Source organism: Sphingosinicella sp. LHD-64 (assembly GCF_031157375.1).
In the GTDB taxonomy this organism is placed as follows: Bacteria; Pseudomonadota; Alphaproteobacteria; order Sphingomonadales; family Sphingomonadaceae; genus Allosphingosinicella.
On sequence record NZ_JAVIFV010000003.1, the window covers coordinates 1,086,084 to 1,105,766 of the forward strand.

Consider the following 19,683-nt stretch of genomic DNA (forward strand, 5'->3'; position numbering starts at 1 on the left):
AAGGCGTTGAGGGGCAAACGTATATCAGGTCGGTTGGTTCAACGCACCATGGCAACCTCGGCGGGCGTGACCGGCCGGATCACCGGCGCGACGCCGTCGCCGACCACCGCGAAGGCCGCCCAGTAATAAGGGTGCGAGGTCGCCGGATCGTCCATCAGGACGCGTTGCGCCAGTCGCAGCGCGCCGGAGGTTCCCGTCCCCTGCGGCGCCGCGAACAGACCGGAGATCAGGCGCTCGGTCGCGTTGAAATCGTCGGGGACCGGCCAGTGGCTGGCGACGACGATCCGTCCGCCGGCGCCGACGAAGGCGCGGACCAGGCCGTCGAGCGCGAAGTCGCCGCCGGTGGTGAGGCCCGCCGCCGCGGTCACCTCGGCACCGGCGCGGCCGGCCGTGTCGCAGGCCGAGAGCACGACGAGATCGGCGTCGAGGCGGAGGTCGAAAATCTCCGAGAAGGTCAGCAGCCCGTCCGAATCCTGACCGCCGAAGCTGGTGAGCAGAGCCGGCTGGGCCGGGCATTCCGGCCGTGGCGGCGCGACCAGGCCGTGGGTCGCGAAGTGGAGGATGCGATACTGGTTGAGATTCTCGCGGCCCTTGATCGCCGTGTCGGTGAAGGCCTCGCCGGTGACGATGTCGGTCGCGCCTTGCACCGAGCCGGTGATCGCCCGTTGCGCCGTGTAGAGCTCGCTCGCCGAGATCGGCCGGTTCCAGGCGGCGAGCGACCAGTCGCATTCGCCGGCGGCGCGAGTGCCGCCCTGCTGCAGGAAACCCTGCGTCGTCGCATTCTGGCCGAAGCCGAGATACTCGCCGGTCGCGCGCGACGGCGGCGCGGTGCGCACGTCGCGGAAGGCGCGGGCCGAGACCGCGGTGCTGATGTCGCGCTCGCGGCCGAACCAGGCGACCCCGCGGAAATCGAACCCGTCATTGTCGGGATTGGCGGCGCGGGCGCGATAGGCATCAATGCTCGCCTGGTCCATGACGAGCAGGTTGGGCGGCAGCCGCAGCATCGCCCCGTCCGGCTCGAACACCAGATGGGTGATGCCGCCGATCCCGTCCTCGACCGGGGTGAACAGCGCGCCATAGAGCCGGTGCGCGAGATCGAGATCGAACGGATAGGTGATCTGCTGGCCGTTCTCGACGACGGTGATCGTCCGCCTCAGCGCATCGACCTGCTGCTCGAGCTCACCCGGACGCGCGCCGATGCGGAAGATGCGCGCGCTGTCGGCCGTCACGAAGACCGCATAGGCATCGTTTCCGGCAACCAGCATCTTGTAATAGGCCTCGCCCGGCCGGAGCAGGGTCTGGAGGTCCGCCAGGCTGATTGCGTTGGTGGCGACGGCGCGGTAACGCGGGAAGGCGGCAAGCTGCGCTTGCGTCGCGACCTGATCCTGCTGGAGCTGGGTGAGGTTGGATCTGAGCTCGCCGGCATATTGGGATTGCGCGGCCGACGGGTTCGGCAGCGCTTCGAGCCGGGCGAGATCGACCCGGGTCCGCTCGATGTCGCGGGTGAGGTTCACCGACTGGCGGAACAGGCGCGAGGCCTCGTCGCTGCCGCCGGACAGCTCGCGGGCGAGCACCGCCTGCGTCTGAGCCACGCCCGGGCGGACCAGCACCTGGCTGGCCGCGAAGAAGTCGGCGACGGCCTCGGGATCGTTGCCGCGCTCGGCGAGCAGGCCGAAATAGGGGTTGAGGATGCGGCGCAGCGACGCCGAGCTGTCGCCGTCCGACGCGATCGCGCCGACGATCTCGCGATAGAGGCCGCGTGCCTGATCGCCCTGGCCGGTTCGTACGTAGAAGCCGGCAAGCCGCCCCTTGGCGCTGAACAGGGCGGCGGAAGCCGGATAGTCGCCCTCGAGCAAGGCGACGGCGGCGCGATGCTGGCGCTCGGCCTCGCCGAGATCGCGGCGGCTTTCCGCGATCCGGGCGAGCTCGCCGAGGATCTGCGCGCGCATCCAGACGGTGGCGGCGACCCGCCCGCCGCGGATCGCGACGAGATTGTCGAGCGCCCGGTTGAGCATCACGACGGCCTCGTCGGACCGGCCCTGGAGCCGCAAGGCGGTGCCGCGCAGCTGCAGTGCCTGGCCGTCGAGCACCTGGGCCTTGTCTTCGGGCGACAGGCCCTCGAGCCCGCCCAGCCGCCGCGCGCCCGGCGATTCCGCGGTGAGCTGTGCCGCGGTGGCGCGGTCGAGAACCAGCGACTGCACCGCCTCGCTGGCCGGCGGCCCGGCCAGCACCCGGTCGAGCTCGGCGAGCGCATCGTCGGTCCGCCCCTGATTGAGCAGGTGCATGGTGCGGTAGTTGCGCAGGCGCCGCTGGTTCACCGGATCGCCGCCGGCGAGATCGGCGGCACGGGCGAACAAGGCATCCGCCTCGGCATAATTGCCGAGATTGGACTTTTGCAGCGCCTCGTTGGCGAGCGCTTCGGCCTGATCGGCGGGATCGGTCCGCCCCTCGGTCAGCGCGGCGAAGAACTCGGCGGATTCGGCATAGTTGCCGGCATTGTTGCGGCGATAGGCCTCGTCGAGCGCGCGCTGCGGATCGAGGCTGGATGCCTGAACACGGGCGAACGCGACCGGATCACCGGCACCGGTGGTGGCGACGTCGATGTCCCCCGGCACTTCGCGATCGGCGACGACGCTTCTGAGGCCGAGCCTGAGCACGCTGTCATAACCGCCGAGACCCTCGGCTGCGTAGAGAATGCTGCCGACCTGCTTCAGGTAGACGCGGTAGGCGACGTCGGCATTGCCGAGCCGGCAGGTCAGGGTCTGGACCGGGCCGAGCCCTTCGATCTCCGCCGCTTCGCCGGGCTGGCAGGTCGCCCGCCCCGCCCTGGCCTCGGCGAGGCGCGCCGCCGGATCGCCGGCACGTGCGCGCAGGGCATAGAGGCTGCCGACCGGCACCGCCGCGTCGCGGCAGGTGATCGCATAGCCGCGATCGAACATGTCCGCATAGACGCGGTCGGAGATGGTCGGCTGGGCGCTGCAGAGAAGGCTGCTCCCCGATCCGATCCGGAAGCTGTCCTGCAGGGCGATCGACTGGGCCGACGCGGCGTCGGCCGGCATGAGAGCCGCCGTCGCGAGCGCGCCGACGAGGCCGAAGATGCGTCCGTTCATCATGGGTTTCCTCCGCCACCGGGCTCGCAGACCTCGCCCGGCGGACAATCTTCCGGGCTCTCCCACACCCCGCTGTCGCCGCCGCTGGTCACCGGCTCCTCGAGCAGCGATTCGGTGGCGAAGCTCACGTCGACGAACTCCTGCCGATCCGGATTGGGCGGGGGCGTGCTCTCCTCGGTTTCCTCGATCGGGCCCTCGATAACCTCCGAACCGACCGGGAGGCCGGGCGGCACGTCTCCGGCGCACACCCCGGTGGCGATGGTGCAGTCATTGAAGCTGGCCGCCGCGAGATAGCGGGCACGATCGCCGAACTCGACCTCGCGGAAATAGGGGCTGTTCACGACGAAGGTGCCATCCGCGTTGATCCGGCGACCAAAGGCAAACACGTCGATCTGACCCGACGAGGTCGGCTCGATGGTGAGCGTGTTCTGCACCACGGTGATGCCGGCGAATTCGTCGGCCGTGCCACTGTTCTGGACGAGCAGGGAGCTGCCGACGCGCAACAGGATCTCCCCGCCTTCGATATAGCCGCGTTCCTGCGTTGTCCCGTTGTTGGCCATCAGGGCATCGTCGCGACCGGCAAATGAAGGATTTCCAGCAAGCTGGTCGATGATCGACTGGCTTGCCGACCAGATATTCGCCGCCTCGATCTCCAGGTTGCCGGCCGGCAGCCCGCCCGATCCCAGCACGCGGATGCTGCCCTGGGGATTGACGATCTGCACCCGGCCGCCCGGCGCTGCGAGCGTGATACCGTTGTTCGCGCCGGCATTGCTCATCGCCAGGGCGCCTTCCACGGAGATGATCCCGGAGCCGCCGCCCTCGCCGGCGGTCAGTGCGATGCTGAGGTTGCCCACGCCCGATCCGGCCGGCGTCGGCGTGGCGCTGACGCTGAGATCGCGGACCACCAGATCGGCCGGGCGATTCGCCGCGGTACCGGTCTGGCCGGCAATGATCTCCAGAGCGGCGGTACGGATACGGCCGGCTTCCGTGTTGGTGAGCGTGTAGCCCGGGCCTTGTGCGCTGCCGCCGATCACCGTCTGCTGCCCGGTCTGCCGCGCTTGCAGCCGGACAAGCTCGGTATCGGCATTGCCGAGCCGCGCGGAGTCGCCGATCGCGATATCGTTCGAGGTCACGCGGATTTCGGTCCCGACGATCGTGCCGGAGAAGCTCGCGGTCTGCGCCGCGTCGAAAAGAATCGCTGCGCCGCTTGCCGAGGTTCCGGCGATACCGCCTTCGCTGCTGGTGACGGCGATGTCGCCGCCCGTCAGCGACGCGAACGTCACGTCGCCAAAGGCGCCCACCGCCAGCGACGTCGCACCGGCGAGCGTGCCGAGCGATGCCCCGCCGCTGGTCGCCGTCACATCGATCTCCGACGCGGTCACGTCGGGCAGCGCGAGCGTCGCTGCGCTGCCACCGAACCGGCCGCCCGCGTCGACGCTGTCGAAGCTGGCTGCGCCGCCCGCGGCGAAGGTGATGCCGCCCGTGGCGGTCAGATCTCCAGCAGTCAGTTCGTTCACGGCATCGAGATCGATGGTAGTGCCATCGGCCGATGCGATATCGATGTCGCCGCCCCGGACCTCGATCGCGCCGCCTAGCAGCGATCCGGAAAGGCTGGCCGTCCCGGCGGCCTCGATCAGCATCGCTCCGCTCGCGCGGATCACCGTGCCCGGAACCGTGGAGACATCACCCCCGGCGGAGGCGGTCAGGCTGGCGACGTCGATTGTCGGCGAACCCGCGACGGAATCCGTATGGAGGACGGCAATGTCACCGCCGGCTTCCAGGTTCCAGGTGCCGCCGGAAATCACGCCGGTGCCGGTGACATCGAGCAGCGCATTCTGCGTCGTCGAGATGCTGGCTACGCCGGCAAGGTCGAGGGTTCCACCGTCGGCCGCGATCTCGACCCCGCTGGTGGAGGCAATGCGGATATCGCCGGTCACCGTGACCTGACTGCTGATGGATCGGATCGCCGCGGGCCCCGCCAGTGCGGAGTCCAGGGGCGGCTGATCGCCGCCCACTATGATGTCGATCGAGCCGAACTGGGCTGTGCTGCCCTCCACCGTCAGCGTGGCGAGGCCATGCCGCGATCCGCCCGCCGTGGCACCGGTTCCTGCCGTTCCGGTACTGGCGAGGGCGAGCGCGCCAATCGTGGCTTCGACCGGCTCGCCGGTCTGGAAACGCGGTGTCAGAAGCGCGATCGTGCCGCCGCCAGCGCCGGAGCCGCCAGCGCCGCCGGCGCTGTTTCCGCCGACGCCATCGGCGGCGAGAGATGCACTGGTGGCGGTGAAGGTGCTGCCCTGGCCGAGCAATATCGCGTCGCCGCCCGTGCCGTCGCCGCCCGCACCGGTGGTCCCGGCACCGCCGGCGGCGGAGGCCGTGACAACGATGGTGCCGAACTCGCCGGCGCCGACCACGGCGCCCTCGGTCTCGTTGCCGCTGACGGTTCCGACCTGGGCGTCGCCGCCGCGCGCATCGCCGCCGCTGGTGCCGCCGCCGCCGGTCGCGTTCGCCGACCCGCTGAAGGAGTCGACGCGGATGACGCCGTTCAGGGTCTGCGCAAAGGCCGCGATCGTGCCGCCGGTGGCGTCACCGCCCGCGCCTCCGGTGCCCTGGCCTCCGATTGCCGAAACATCCAGGCTCGCCGATGCGATGTCGATCAGGCTGCCGGTCGGCCGATTCAGCGATTGGAGCCGGGCGCTGCCGGCGATGCCGGCGCCACCGTTGCCGGCCGTTCCCGCGCCGCCGATGCCGCGCGCCGATTGGATGATCGCGCCGCCGGTGAGCGAACCGCCGGCCACGCTGACCGCGGCACCACCCGCGGGGGGTGCGAAGGGATCGGGATCCTGCCCGCCCGTTCCGATGCCGCCCGTCGTGCCGCTGCCGCCCGTGCCGTCGGCCGCAAGCGATGCCGACCCGAAGGTCAGGGGGGCATCGTTGACGGCATAGAGTTCCGCCAGTCCGCCGGTGCCGGCCCCGCCCGCACCGGTCGTGCCCGCGCCGCCGAAGCCGCTGGCATCGAGATCGACGCTGCCGGCCAGGGTCAACTGTCCGCCATCGGTGCCGGTCCGGGCGATACCGCCCCGGCCGTTGCCGCCGGCCACGCCATTGCCGCCTCGTCCGATCGCCGATACCCGCATCGCTCCGGCGGTTCCGGTCCCGATCGCATCGCCCTCGATGCGGAAGTTCGCCTGGCCGCCGGTGCCGTCGCCACCCGTCGTCCCGCCGGAACCGCCGGTTCCGTTTGCGGTGAGCGCCGAGCCGCCGCCGATGGTCATCGATCCGATCGGGGCAGAGGCAAAAGCAAGGCCGCCCGTTCCGCCGCCGCCGGCGCCCGTTCCTCCGCTCCCGCCCGTTCCGGATGCGTCGAGCGAAAGATTGCCGAACGTCGCGCTGACCGTCGATCCGCCGCCACCATAGCCCAGCTCGATGCCGGCGAAGAGGTCACCACCGTCCCCCAGGCCCCCGGCCACGCCGCCCTCGCCACCGGCGCCCCGCGCGGTGGCCGTGACATTGCCCAGCACCAAGGTGCCACCAACAGCGTCCGCGACGAGCCGGACGTCTCCACCCGTCCCGGTGCCGCCATTCTGGGTGTCCCTGCTGTCCCCGCCGCTCCCGTCGGCGGCGGCGGCGACGTTGCCGGTCCGCAATGTGCCGTTGCTCAGCGCGGCCATCTCGATATCGCCGCCGGTCCCGTTCCCGCCGAGGATGCCGTTGCCGCCTTGGCCCGACACGGACAGCGTCATGCCGCCGACCTGGACCTGTCCGTTCGGAAAGGCCTGCACGAAGATTTGTCCGCCCAGGCCGCTGCCGCCGATGCCGACGGGCGGGTCAGCCAGGCTGGCGACGCCGCCGATGCCGTCGGCGCGCACCTCGAAGCTCCCATCCAGCGTCATCGAGCCACCGGTCGACTCGATCGAAGCGGTTCCGCCTTGCCCCAGACCGCCCGTACCCAGGCCGGTGCCTCCGGCCCCGCCAGTGCCGCTGGCGTCCAGCGTGCTGCTGCCGAGCGCGGCCGTCATCGTCGCACCCGTGGCCGCGCGAATCCTGACGGTGCCGCCTTCGCCCACGCCGCCGGCCAGGGCGCCCGCCGCGCCGCCGACGCCGCGCGCCTGCAGGTTGTTGCTGCCGCCGAACGAGACCTGGCCGACCTGCGCCTCGATCCGGGCAAGACCGCCGGTGCCGATCGCGCCATTGCCGGTGCCCGCGCCGCCGAGACCGTCGGCAGTGAAGCTGATGCTTCCGAAGGTCGCCGTCGCGGTCGAGGTGGCGCTGCCATAGCCGAGCTCGGTGCCGGCGAACAAAGTGCCGCCGTCGCCGGCGCCCGCTTCTCCGCCCGAGCCCCCGCCCGCTCCGCCCGTCCCGATCGCGGTCGCGCTGACGTTGCCGAACTCGATGGCGCCATCCTCGGCGATCGCCGCAAGACGGACGAAGCCGCCGTCGCCTGCGCCGCCATCCCGTGTGCCGGCACCACCGGTTCCGTCCGCCGAAATGGTTACCGTGAAGCCACCTGCGCGCGCACTGGCTCCCTGGGCAGTGATCCCGACATTGCCGCCGTCGCCGTCGCCGCCATTGGAGATACCGAGACCACCGGTGCCGTCGGCAAGGATGTTCGCGGTGGCGCCGAGAAGGGCCGTCCCATTCGCCGTCGCGTTGACGAAGACCGATCCGCCGAATCCGGACCCCGCGAAGGGGCCGGCGGCGCCCTGCGCGGAGAGGTCGATGCTGGTCGACGGACCGAGCGTGACTGTCCCGTTGTTGGCGTTCATGAAGAAAAGGCCGCCCTGTCCGAAGCCACCCGAGGCCTCGACGCTGACCGCGTCCTCGATCGCGCCGCCCGTGCCGCGCGCGGTGAAACTGTTGGCGCCTTCGATGCTGACGCTGCTTGCGCCGCCGGAGGCGAAGATGTCGATGGTGCCGCCGCGACCTTCGGCGCCCGTTTGCGTCCCGCTATCGCCATTCGATCGGCTGCCGGTGCCGCTGACGTCGACCGTCGCGCCGCCCACCACGCGGACGCCCGCCCCGTCGGACGCCGCTATGCGCGCCGTCCCGCCTTGGCCGACGCCGCCGGTGTTGGGCACATAGTCGGTCTCAGCACCCTGGCCGGTCGCGCGCATGTCGAGGTTGCCGTCGACAAGGATCGACGAACCGACCCCGTTGGCGCTGACCGTCACGCTGCCGCCAATGCCGTCGCCCGCATCGAGATCGTCCGGATTGTCGAATTCGCCAACCGCCGAACTGTTGAGCGCCGCATCGCCCGCGATGGTGAGCGACTGTCCGTTCTCGGCAGTGATGGACGCGCTGCCGCCGGTCAGGTCGAGCCCCAGCACGCCGATCCCGAATGACGAGCCATAGCCGAATTCGAGCGGGCCGAACGCGGTGAGGCTGAGATCGCCCTCGACATCGACCGCATCGTTGAGCGCGCTGAGCCTGGCTTCGCGAAAGGCTTCGATGGTGAGGTCACCCTCGAACAGGAGCGCCGCATCCCGGCTTTCCACGATCACGTCACTGGTTGCGCGCGCAACCACGTCCGAGCTGAAGTCGCCGCCTGTGATGCGGATGTTCGATTCCGCGAGGATCGCATTTTCGGAAAGCGCGCCGTTCTCGATATCGAACCCTGCCGACAGAATGATCTGGCCGTTCTCGACCGTGGCGCTGACCGCGTCGTCGAAGCCCACCGAACCCGACAGCAGCATCTCCACCGCGCCGAACGACGAGGACGGCTGCGTGATCATGTAGATGCGATGCGGATCGGCGGCGCCGGTGCTGGCCGGCCCGCCTGTCGAGCCGCTGTGGGTGATCGGCACCTCAGCGAAGCTGCCACTCTCGACAATGATGTCGAACAGACCCTCGTTGATGGCAAAGGAGACCTGGCGCGCGCCGATATAGGCGGCGCTGCCGTTGACGTAGACGCTGCCGCCATGGCTGATGGTCGGCGCGACGAGGGCGACATAGCTGCCATCGGCGGTGGCCCGAATTTGCGATCCCGCCTGGGTGACGATGTCGCCGCTGCCGTCATTGTCGACGAACTGGTAATTGTCAGGCGTGAAATCGACGAGGTTTCCATAACCGTCTTCGATCCCCTGGAGGCTGAGCGTCGTCAGGACCAGGCTGCCGACATCGAACAGGGCAGTCGGGCCGAGGATGATCCCGCCGCGGGATTGGAAGATCACCGTGCCGCCGGGCTGCCCGTCGATGCGGCTCTGGACGGTGCCATTGAACTGGACCGGGTCGCCATTGAAGGTGAAGATGCGGTTCAGGACGGCATAGTCGGTGATCCCCGAGCCATTCTGGAATGTGGCGCTGTTGCCTTCGGGCAGGAAGTTATTCTGAGCCTCGCTCCAGTCGATGATCGCAGTCGGCCGGTTGACGGTGATGGTCTCCAATCCTTCGGTCGATCGATCGAATGAAACGGAGCCTGGGATCGCTTCCGACGGACTGCCCTGGAAGGCCTGCGCCGAAGCGCGGTCCGCTTGCAGGACGAGGGCAAGCGTCGTTCCGAGCGCGCAGCCAGCAAGCAGATGCCGACGCCATTCGCCGATCCGAAGCCGGCGAGAAGAGACGGAGTGCGAAGGAGGAGCCATCATCAGTAACTCCATGGCCACAGGCGCGTGGTGAAGGAGACGAGGAAGCGCGGATCGCCGCGCTCCGCCTGCAGGAAGGTGCGCTGGAGCGGGGCGGCGATGAAGGCTTCCAGGCGGAACTTGTCGCCATAGGCGGCGCGCAGGCCGCCGCCGACCGAGCTCAGCTCCTGCCGGCCGGGGTTGCCGAGCACGTCTTCGTTCCAGACGCGGGAATGATCGAAGAACACGAACGGCTCGACGGCGAGATCGTCGCGGGCACGCGGGATGATGCTGCCGATGCGCAGCTCGATCTGGACGCCGACGCCGCTGTCGCCGAGGATCGAGCCGGGATCGTAGCCGCGGCCGATCGTGTAGTTGCCGCCGGAATATTCCTCGAAGCTGAGCAGCGGATCGCCGCTATATTGGCCGCGCAGCCCGACCGCGAAGGTCACCCGCGGCACCGGCCGGTACTCGGCATAGACGCCGCCGCGCAGGACGGTGCCGGTGGGGTCACCTTCGAGCCGGCTCGGCGGCACGACGCCGGGCAGCAGGCAGTTGACGAGGCCTTGCCCGCACGGCTCGGTCGCGTCGAAGATGCTGAGACCCTGGCGGAATTCCGCATTGGCGCCGATCCGCCAATTGGGCTCGATCAGGGTATAGCGCAGATCGCCCGGATCGAAGCCGACCCAATCGTAATCGAGACGCGCATAGGCGACGCGCAGCCGGTCGCGATTGAGATCGAGATCGTTGAACTCGACGTCCTGGTTGATGAAGTCGAAGCCGAGCGTGCCGCGCAAGGTCTGGTCCTGGCGCCGCACGAACGGATAGCTCGCCTCGAGCGTCGCGAGCAGGGTGCGCGAGCGGATGTCGATCGCCGGATCGCCGAGATCGGGATGGCCCCAGGCATAGGTGAACTGGCCGCCGATCGTCAGCCCTTCGCCGCCCAGCCGGAAGTCATGGGCGACCTGCAGCGTCTGCTGCTCGTCGAAATCGGCGGTGGTGAAGAAGGACAGGGTGGTGCGGTCGCCCATGCCGGTGAGGCCGAAGAGCTGGGCGCGGGCGAGCCCACCCCAGCGGCCGAGCTGGCGCGAGCCGTAATTCTGGATGGTGAGATCGGCCGAGGCGCGGGTACGCAGCACCGTCACTTCGCCGATCACCTCGCCGCGGGCGGTGCCGGCGGAGCGCAGGGCGAGGCGCACATTGTAGCCGGGCAGGTCGCTGGCGAGGAGAAGATAGCGCTCCGCCTCGTAGCGGTTGAACACCTCCTGCTCGGTCAGGCGGCCGAGATAGCCGGCGATGATCCGTTCGGCCCGGCCGGCATCGCCGCGCACGCGCAGGCCGACGAGGCGGGCCTGAAGCACGCGGAAACGGATCGTACCGTCGGCGATGCGCTGCTCGGGCACCTCGACCGCGGCGACATAGCCGGCCTGGCGCAGGAGCGCCGCGGCGCGATCACGGATTTCGCACACCACCGAGACCGGCTGCTCGCTGCCGAGATAGGGTTCATAGGCGGGGCGCAGCGCCTCGGGCGGCACCCCGCGCAGATCCTCGAACACCGCGCCGGTCGGCGTGAACCGGATGCTCGCATATTCCGGCCGATCGAGCGCGCAGGGTGCGCGGGGGATCTCGCCTTCCACGCTGAGACGGGCGCCCTCCGGCGCGGTTCGTGGCTCCACCGGCCGCTCGACTTCTTCACGCGTGGGAGGCGTGACAGTGGGAGGGGGCTGTTGGGCGTAAGCAGTTGTTGCGAACATTGCCGCATAACCCGCGACAAGACCTGCGCGAATCAGGCGAGCCGAACGCCCCCCGCTTCGCGCGTCCGCGCTCGCCCCAACACTGCGGTCCATTGCCGCCGGCAAGACCATACCCAAGCCCCCCTTGGTCGATCCGTTATGTCTGTAGGCGAGAAGGCATAGCAGATCGGGCGGGCGCGCCAAACCCGGAATCGAAACAGTTGCGAATCAGTCGTTCAGCCGCCGCTCCCGAGCTGCGGATTGAGGCCCCGGACGTGGATCAGGAAGGAGCGGGGGCGCTTCATCAATCGGTCGGCATAGTCGACGCGGAGCCCAACCGCCTCGGCGAGCGCGCCAACGAAATGCACGCAGTTGCGCCGGTTCATATTGTAGGAAGGCTGTCGCCGGTCGCGCCATTCCTGCACCACTGCCATCACCCGCCGATATTGAGCGTCGCTCAGGGTGAGCGCGAACTGCCGGTCGCTGCGCGCGATCTGGTGCGGTCCTTCGACGATCACCTCGCCGACGACCGAGCCGAACAGGATTGCGGGGGTGATCGTCTTGGCGGTGAAGCCGTAGCTCGCCTCCACGCGCTCGCCCGTCGCATCGACGGTGCCGCGCAGAACGATGAAGGCATGGGGAAAGTTGTTGCCGCCCAGCTCGCGCGAATAGAACGCGATCTCGACCGCGGCCTGGGCGGGCACGATAAAGCCCAGCAGCAGGAGCGCTGCCAGGCAGAGTCGAAGGATGGAAAGAAGGGTGTGCTGATGCCCGGCTGGACGCCTCAGCCGCAAAAAGGGCACCCTGTCCGACCTAACGCCGTTTGGAGCGTTGCGCGATCGCCTTCAGCTTACGCCGGCGCAGCGCACCGGCTGCCTCGAAGGCGCCAAAAACCAGAACAAGCCATGCGCACAGGACGATCGCCCAAAACCATTCTTCGCTCAACGCTCCGTTCCCGCTCTTTTGATACGACGATCCTGAGCTCGATAATTGCCGATCCGGAGCTGATCAAGGGCCGTTGAGACCCAGATCGCGCAACCATCAACGGCGGCCGGCGTTGATCAGCGCTGTTCCGACGCCTATGGCGCTTGTCCATCTCGGATTCCAGCCCTTTCCAAAGATATGCCTGTCCAACGCCTGCTTAATTTCGTCGCCAACCGCCGAACGCGCGCCTATCGCGTGCCCGATGGCCGCCGCGTCTACGCGGTCGGCGACATTCACGGTCGGCTGGATCTGCTCGATGAATTGCTCGCCAAGATCGAGGCGGACAACATGGCGCGCGATCCCCGCGACGTGTTGGTGGTCTTCCTCGGTGACCTCGTCGACCGCGGCCCCGATTCGCGCGGCGTCGTCGATCGGCTGATCGACTATAAACGCGGCCCCATCGCCACCCGCTTCCTGATGGGCAACCATGAGGAAGTGTTCCTGCGTGCAATCGGTGGCGACCCCAAGTCGCTGAAGTTCCTGCTGCGGATCGGCGGGCGCGCAACGGTGATGAGCTACGGGGTCAGCGAACAGGAATATCGCGAGCTCGACTTCGAAGCGCTCGCCGCGGTGCTCCAAGCGCGCGTCCCCGCTGAGCATGTCACCTTCCTCTCGAGCTTCGAGGAATCGGTTGAGGCGGGCGACTATCTTTTCGTTCATGCGGGTGTGCGCCCGGGCGTCGATCTGGCCGAGCAACGACCGAGCGACCTACGCTGGATTCGCGACGACTTTCTCCAGCACCGAGACGATTTCGGCAAATTCGTTGTCCACGGCCACAGCATCACCCAGGAAATCGACGTCCGGGCGAATCGGGTCGGGATCGACACCGGCGCCTATGAGACCGGTCGGCTGAGCGCGATCGGGCTTGAAGGGGCCGAGCGCTGGTTCCTTTCGACGTAAGTCGGCGTGCGTCGGCCAAGATCAGAATGGCGGACCATCCTGTGACGGTATGGCCACAGGGAGAAAGCTTGGAACCGCCAGCCCGCCCCGCGCTCGGGCTTGCCGGACTCTTTCCGCCTCTTCCCGGAGTGCGGCTATCCGCGTCCGCCAGCTCCCATGGGTCGGGCTACCGAGGAAATTGAGCCCGCGGCGGCCGAAGCGTTCCCAGAAACGCACCGCGGCATCGACGTCATAGCCGGCGCGGTCGAGCAGGTAGATGCTGAGGCGATCGGCCTCGATCTCCGTTTCGCGAATAAGCCGGGCATTGCGGCCGAAATTGCCGAAGAAGCCACGGGCGACACCCGTCGCATCAAGCCGGGCACGATGATGGAGGATGTTGTGCGCGAACTCGTGCGCGATAACGGCGGCCAGCTCCTGGTCATTGGTCGCATAGGCGCCGATGGCCGTGGTGAGCTGAACATAGCGTCCGTCGGCGAGGGCGTTCAGCCGCTCCGAAGGAACCACCTGGAAATGGGTGGCGCAGCCGCGTTCCCCCTGGATCGTGATCGTTACGGCTGAGCCGCTTCGGCGGATCTCGAGTGTTGCCGCCCCGTCGGCAAAAGCCTGATCGAGCATGTCGAGCGTCCGCTCCATGCGATCGAATGAGGCGCGCGGCGGCAACGCGCCGGATGCGGTATCGAGACCATCGACCCGAAGAACGATGTCTTCGATTCTGAGGCCGGCGCGCTCTGCCGGACCGCCCGTGGCGAGCGCGAGAACGGCCGGACCGGCGTCGAGACCGAAATGCCGCGCCGCCGCTGCCCGATCGTCCGGACCATATTGGCCAAGATCATGTAGAACGAAACCCGGACGCCACACCTGCTCTCGACAGAAGTCGAGATTCGCAACTGCAAGTCGATGTCCAATCGTCGCCACCTGCCCATCGAGCGACTGAAGAGCCGCGAATGGGCGTTCGGCCGTCGGCGCCCCTTGTGCCGCACCCGTCCAGCCCGACAGGCAAAGCAACGATACGACCGCGACTTTCGTCAGGATGGATTCAGTCAAGCTGTCCTCGTAATATCGGGCATCAAGCTCCGACTTTCTAAATTAGCGCTGTCTTAACCACTTTCGTCGAGGGATCGCATCAGCGTTATTGCCGGCCATTGCGGGCGATTCGCGCGGCTGGCTCGTGCAGTCGGGCAACACCGGGTGGGCAAAGGGAGACCTAAGCAGATTCAGGGTTGTCATATTAGGGGCAGTGTGGCAGTTCACCCTCTGCCAGCTCAACAGGGAGTTCGAAATGAGTTTCAAGAAGGCATCTTTGGCGGCGATGCTTGCGGTCTCGATGGCCAGCACGCCAGTCCTGGCGCAGACCTCTGCCTCCTCGCTCTCGGTCGCGGCTGCGCAGCCAGCTCCTGCTGGCGCGGACATGGATTCGGCGAATGCGGCGGCCGGCGGCTGGTTCATTCCGCTGCTCGCGGTGCTTGCGGTTGTCGCGGGCATCATCGTTATTGTGGACGATGGTGACGACGCGCCGACCAGCCCGTAGGCGATACGCGAGAGTCAACGAAAATAGCGGCCTTAGGGCCGCTATTTTTTTCACCTTCAATCATCTCGGTCACCATCGCCTCGATCTATGGCATATGCTCGGGTGTCCGGTACCGCCTTACACTGCGTGCGTGTCTCTAAGGAGGGCCCATGACCATTCTTGTGACCGGTGCAGCGGGCTTCATCGGCTTCCATGTCAGTCGAAGCCTGATGGCACGCGGTGACAGCGTCCTTGGTATCGATTCGATCAACGATTATTACGATCCCAATCTCAAACAGCGGCGCATCGCTGAGCTGAACCGGCTGAATTCCGGTAACTTTCTCTTTGAACGCGTGGATTTTTCGGACCACGTCGCCTTGGAGGCCGCACTCGCGCCGCATGATTTCGATCATATCATTCACTTGGGCGCACAGGCAGGGGTGCGTTATTCGATCGATAATCCGCGCGCATATATTCAATCCAATCTGGTCGGGCACCTCAATCTGCTCGAAGTCGCGCGCCATCGCAAAACCGCAAATTTCGTCTACGCCTCGTCGTCTTCGGTCTATGGAAACAACAAGACGCTGCCGTTTCGTGTCGATGACCGTGTTGATCAGCCAGTTTCTCTTTATGCGGCAACCAAGAAGTCCGACGAACTGATCAGTGAAACCTACGCCCACCTTTACCGGCTTCCGCAGACTGGCCTTCGCTTCTTCACGGTTTATGGCCCTTGGGGACGGCCCGACATGGCGATGTGGATCTTCACCCGGAAGATCCTCGCGAGCGAGCCGATCCAAGTGTTCAACTATGGCAATATGCGGCGTGACTTCACATATATCGACGACATCGTGACGGGCATTCTGGCCTGCCTCGACACGCCTTCAAGGGACGACGGCAGCCTCAAGCCGGGCGGAAGCGTTTCGCCTCATCGCATCTATAATATCGGTAACAATCGCCCCGAAGACCTCATGCACATGATCGCGCTGCTGGAGGAGACCTGCGGTCGCAAGGCGATACTTGAGATGCTGCCCATGCAACCCGGCGACGTTCCAGAAACGTTCGCCGACATCGAGGCGCTCAGCAGGGATCTCGACTTCTCGCCTACCACGAGCATTGAGGAAGGCATCCCACGTTTCGTGGAATGGTATCGGAGTTACACAGCGGGCTGAGCGCGCCCGGCACCGGTCACGGGATCGCCTGTCCCAAATTCATGCGGAGCCCGGATTTCGCCTCTTCTGTGTGGACCAGATCCATGAGGTGCGAGCTGGGAGAAAATTCCGGAACCAGCGCCATCAGCATTCGCCTTACACTTTCGACATCCTGTCGGCCTAGCGCCGCGAACAGCCCTGCGAGCTTTTGCGTCAGCTCCGCATGAGGCAGAAAGCTCTCATCAGCCACCATTATCCTCGGATGGCTCGTCGCCGCTGGATTGCCGCCAATCAGCAATTCCTCGTAGAGCTTCTCGCCAGGTCGCAATCCGGAAAATATGATCTCGACGTCCCCCTCGCGACTGCCTTCGAAGAAGGGCTTGAGGCCGGAAAGCTCGATCATTCGTTTCGCCAGATCGACGATCTTAACAGGTTGGCCCATATCCAAAACAAAGACATCGCCGCCACGCGCCATGGCACCGGCTTGTAACACCAGTTGCGCGGCCTCTGGAATGGTCATGAAGTAGCGGGTGATCTCCGGATGCGTTACCGTTACCGGCCCACCCAGGCTGATCTGCTGCCGAAAGGCCGGAACCACAGAGCCGCTGGACCCAAGGACGTTGCCGAACCGCACCATCGAAAAGCAGGTTTGAGGCCGACGCTCGGCAAGCGCTTGAAGCTGCATCTCCGCCAGCCTTTTGCTGGCGCCCATGACATTGGTGGGTCGAACCGCCTTGTCTGTGCTGATCAGGACGAAGCTCTCGGCCTGGAACTCCTGGGCGAGGAGCGCACACGTCCTTGTGCCGACAACGTTGTTGCGCACACCTTCGACGAGATTGTGTTCGACCAGCGGCACATGTTTGTAAGCGGCGGCGTGATAGATGGTTTCCGGCCGCCATGCCGAGAAGATTCGCCGCATCCGCTCCTCGTCGCAGACCGAGGCGAGAAGCGGAACGATTTCAGTCTTGCATCCGGGAGTCCCCTCTCGCTTGCCGAGCAGTTCCTTATGGATGGCGTAAAGCGCGTACTCGCTCATGTCGGCGACCAGCAGCATTCTGGGTCGGGCCGAAAGAATCTGACGACAAAGTTCGCTCCCGATAGAGCCCCCTGCGCCGGTCACTAGCACGACCTTCCCGGCCGTGTTCCTTTCCACCAATCGCGTATCCGGCGCCACCGGATCGCGCCCGAGCAAATCCTCGATGTCCAATGGCCGCAACTGGCTGACAGCAACCTTGCCTTGGGCGATATCGAGCAGGCCGGGAAGCGTGCGGACACCAACTCCCGTCGGTCGGATCGCGTCCAGGATCTCGTTTCGCCGGGTCTGTCGCGCCGAAGGAATGGCAAGGAAGATTTCTTCGACGTCGAATCGATCGACCACTTCCTCAATTTGGCCCGGGCCATAGACGCCGACCTTGCGGATCACGCTCCCTCGCAGGTCTTGATTGTCGTCAATGAAGCCGACCAGACGCGTATCCAAAGAATCCGAGATCGCGTCCGCGAGCTGCCGGCCCGCGGTTCCCGCGCCGTAAATCAATACGTTCTTCGAGACACTCTGGCGGAAATGCCGCCGATAGCGTCCGCCGAGCCAATAGCGGACCGCGGCCCGCGCGCCTGCCAATGCCAGCAGAAGAAGGATCGGTTGTATGACGCCCACTGTTCTGGGGACACCCGGCACGGCAAAGGCCGTGAAAACCGCGGCATAAATGACGCCATAGACAAAGACCGCCTGGATGATCGAGGTCAGGGCGTCCCAGCTCGCATAGCGAAACACCGCACGATAGAGACCGAACGCGACGAATATCGGGAGGGCGATGATCACCGAACCGAGCGCGGCAGGCCATCCGTAACCCGACAATGAAATCCATTCGCCAAGCCGCAACCAGAATGCGAGCCAGACGGTCAGGACACAGAGCCCTGCGTCAAGCGCGAGCGCAATCGCTTTCTTCACCAAGCGGGGAAGGCCAAGAACGGGCTCGATCATACGCTCAAACATTATCGCCGTGCCTTCCGGCCTATTATTTAACTCGATAGATTCGAAGGAGAATCCTGGGAAACCTTCCCCTCGGGCCACTAATATGATGAATTGGGACTGGAAAGAAACCTACCCCAGCGAAATTCCGTCGGCCCACGCTGCGAACTCGCTAGCGCCCCCGCAGCGCGGCGTCCCCCCTGCCACGACCCAGAAAAGTACGAAATACGATCCCCAGATCGGTGATCGGAGTGGCGCGCGCGAAGTACTCTATTTCCACTTCGGCCAGGCGCACAGGCTCCGACATGTCCACGTTCAGCAGCTGCGCCGGCCCAGTCACCCCCGGGAGAAACTCGAACAGACCCCGCCTCTCCCGCGCTTCGACAAGCTCGTTCTGCGTAGGGAGACAGGGGCGTGGGCCCACGAGACTCATTGTCCCGGCCAGCACGTTCCACAGCTGCGGCAACTCGTCCAGCTTCAGTTGCCTCAGAATCGCCCCGAGGCGCGTGATTTTGAGGCTTTCGACTTCGTGCGACGGGACGTGAGCTGTATCCGCCGCCATGGTGCGCAATTTCAGGATTCGGAACGGACGACGATGCCGGCCCACTCGCCACTGCACGAAGAGCGGGCTGCCCGGGCTTTCGGCACGAATCAGGATGCACAGCAGAACGCAAAGAGGCACCGCAACGACCGCGAGGGGGATGACCACGCCGAGGTCAATTAATCGCTTCATAAGTGGCTGCTTTTCTTTCACGTGGAGTGCCCCGATCCCGTCGACAACACAGTTGCGATCAGGCAGAAATCACAGCTCGCCGCAGGCCCTCATCCAGCGAGACTGGTGGTTGCCACCCGAGACGGGTTCGCGTCTTCTCGATATCGATCTGGAGATTCCCCAGCAACCGGTCGGCCTCAACCGAGCGCCCGATCAACCCTGCCGCTGCGCGCAGAAGAATGCCGGGGACCGGTAACAAGCGTGGTGCCTTGCCCGTCACGCGACCGAGACGGCGCAGGAGGCTCGCTGTCGACACGTCTTCCCCGTCGCTCACCAGGAATGTCTCTCCCGCTGCTTTGGGATGGTCGATGCATGTGATTATGAGGTCCACGAGATTGTCGATGGACACCATGCTGCGCGCATTGTTGTCAATTCGCCCCAGAGGGAGCGGCACCCCCCGCCGCACCCAGCGGACCATCGACTGAAAGTTGCCGCGCGCGGCGCGCCCGTAGACAAGCGGCGGCCTGATGGTCACGACCTCCATCAATGACGCTGCCGCAACATCCCGGAGCGCACATTCGGCCTCGAACTTGCTCACCGCATAGGGGGCAATAGGCTGCGGCGGATCGTCCGCTTGGAACGGTCGCCCGGGCGACGTTGCCTCGCCATTGACCTTGATCGTGCTGATGAAGACGAACCGCCGAACGCCTTGTTCTGCCGCCCGGCGTGCCAGGTTGACGGTTCCGTCGCAGTTGATCGTGCGAAAGGCCTCGAGCGCATGATCAGGTCGCTCTCGCATCACATGTACACGAGCAGCGGCATGGACGAGCACATCGATCCCGTCGAGGAGGCCTGTCCAGTTAGTGGCGCCGTGAATATCCCCCGAGACACGTTCATTGAAAAGGCCAGCGGCGCTCCGCACGATCGGGACGACGCTCCTGCTTTCGGCCGCGAGCCGCTCGCACACGGCGCGGCCAACGAACCCGCTCGCCCCCACAACGCCGATTTTCATAGTTGCGAGCCACCCATCATTTCCACCTTTGGTTCGAAATCCTCCCCGATA

General features: G+C 66.3%; 11 protein-coding genes. 3 read left to right on the top strand and 8 right to left on the bottom strand.

Annotated elements, in window-relative coordinates:
• Positions 1 to 38 precede the first annotated feature (38 nt).
• The 4 genes from RCO27_RS13330 to RCO27_RS13345 form a co-directional block, all read right to left on the bottom strand.
• Positions 39 to 3,110 (bottom strand): CHAT domain-containing tetratricopeptide repeat protein, encoded by a 3,072-nt coding sequence (locus RCO27_RS13330; RefSeq protein ID WP_309003154.1) that lies wholly within the window; start codon positions 3,108 to 3,110, stop codon positions 39 to 41.
• Complete coding sequence (locus tag RCO27_RS13335) at positions 3,110 to 9,490, bottom strand: hypothetical protein (RefSeq protein ID WP_309003155.1); 6,381 nt, start codon at positions 9,488 to 9,490, stop codon at positions 3,110 to 3,112. The genes RCO27_RS13330 and RCO27_RS13335 overlap by 1 nt, the downstream gene beginning before the upstream one ends.
• Before the next feature lie 200 nt (positions 9,491 to 9,690).
• Positions 9,691 to 11,343 (bottom strand): ShlB/FhaC/HecB family hemolysin secretion/activation protein, encoded by a 1,653-nt coding sequence (locus RCO27_RS13340; protein ID WP_309003156.1) that lies wholly within the window; start codon positions 11,341 to 11,343, stop codon positions 9,691 to 9,693.
• A gap of 293 nt (positions 11,344 to 11,636) precedes the next feature.
• Entirely contained in the window at positions 11,637 to 12,104 is a 468-nt protein-coding gene (locus RCO27_RS13345; protein WP_309003157.1) for a hypothetical protein, read from the bottom strand.
• 418 nt (positions 12,105 to 12,522) lie between these two features.
• Here RCO27_RS13345 and RCO27_RS13350 point away from each other — a divergent pair, with 418 nt between their 5' ends.
• A complete protein-coding gene (locus RCO27_RS13350; RefSeq protein WP_309003158.1) occupies positions 12,523 to 13,284 on the top strand; it encodes a metallophosphoesterase family protein in 762 nt (253 codons plus the stop codon).
• Between the two features lie 21 nt (positions 13,285 to 13,305).
• On the opposite strand, the gene RCO27_RS13355 is transcribed toward RCO27_RS13350, so the two are convergent.
• Positions 13,306 to 14,328 carry a M48 family metallopeptidase gene (locus RCO27_RS13355; protein ID WP_309003159.1) on the bottom strand — a complete coding sequence of 341 codons (1,023 nt, stop codon included), beginning with the start codon at positions 14,326 to 14,328 and terminating at the stop codon, positions 13,306 to 13,308.
• Between the two features lie 235 nt (positions 14,329 to 14,563).
• Here RCO27_RS13355 and RCO27_RS13360 point away from each other — a divergent pair, with 235 nt between their 5' ends.
• Positions 14,564 to 14,812, top strand: a complete 249-nt coding sequence (locus tag RCO27_RS13360) for a hypothetical protein (protein ID WP_309003160.1) — start codon at positions 14,564 to 14,566, stop codon at positions 14,810 to 14,812.
• Between the two features lie 149 nt (positions 14,813 to 14,961).
• Positions 14,962 to 15,960, top strand: coding sequence for an NAD-dependent epimerase/dehydratase family protein (locus RCO27_RS13365; protein ID WP_309003161.1), 999 nt, complete (start codon positions 14,962 to 14,964; stop codon positions 15,958 to 15,960).
• A gap of 16 nt (positions 15,961 to 15,976) precedes the next feature.
• Here RCO27_RS13365 and RCO27_RS13370 read toward each other — a convergent pair whose 3' ends face one another.
• From RCO27_RS13370 to RCO27_RS13380, 3 genes are all read right to left on the bottom strand, one after another.
• Positions 15,977 to 17,920, bottom strand: a complete 1,944-nt coding sequence (locus tag RCO27_RS13370; protein WP_309003162.1) for a nucleoside-diphosphate sugar epimerase/dehydratase — start codon at positions 17,918 to 17,920, stop codon at positions 15,977 to 15,979.
• Positions 17,921 to 18,080: 160 nt separating this feature from the next.
• Entirely contained in the window at positions 18,081 to 18,662 is a 582-nt protein-coding gene (locus tag RCO27_RS13375) for a sugar transferase (protein ID WP_309003163.1), read from the bottom strand.
• Between the two features lie 37 nt (positions 18,663 to 18,699).
• Entirely contained in the window at positions 18,700 to 19,632 is a 933-nt protein-coding gene (locus RCO27_RS13380) for an SDR family oxidoreductase (RefSeq protein ID WP_309003164.1), read from the bottom strand.
• Between the last annotated feature and the right edge of the window lie 51 nt (positions 19,633 to 19,683).

Coding starts and splice junctions, on each gene's coding strand:
- RCO27_RS13380 (WP_309003164.1), bottom strand. CDS start 19,632: ATGAAAATCGGCGTTGTGGGGGCGAGCGGGTTCGTTGGCCGCGCCGTG.
- RCO27_RS13330 (WP_309003154.1), bottom strand. CDS start 3,110: ATGAACGGACGCATCTTCGGCCTCGTCGGCGCGCTCGCGACGGCGGCT.
- RCO27_RS13360 (WP_309003160.1), top strand. CDS start 14,564: ATGAGTTTCAAGAAGGCATCTTTGGCGGCGATGCTTGCGGTCTCGATG.
- RCO27_RS13350 (WP_309003158.1), top strand. CDS start 12,523: ATGCCTGTCCAACGCCTGCTTAATTTCGTCGCCAACCGCCGAACGCGC.
- RCO27_RS13370 (WP_309003162.1), bottom strand. CDS start 17,920: ATGATCGAGCCCGTTCTTGGCCTTCCCCGCTTGGTGAAGAAAGCGATT.
- RCO27_RS13365 (WP_309003161.1), top strand. CDS start 14,962: ATGACCATTCTTGTGACCGGTGCAGCGGGCTTCATCGGCTTCCATGTC.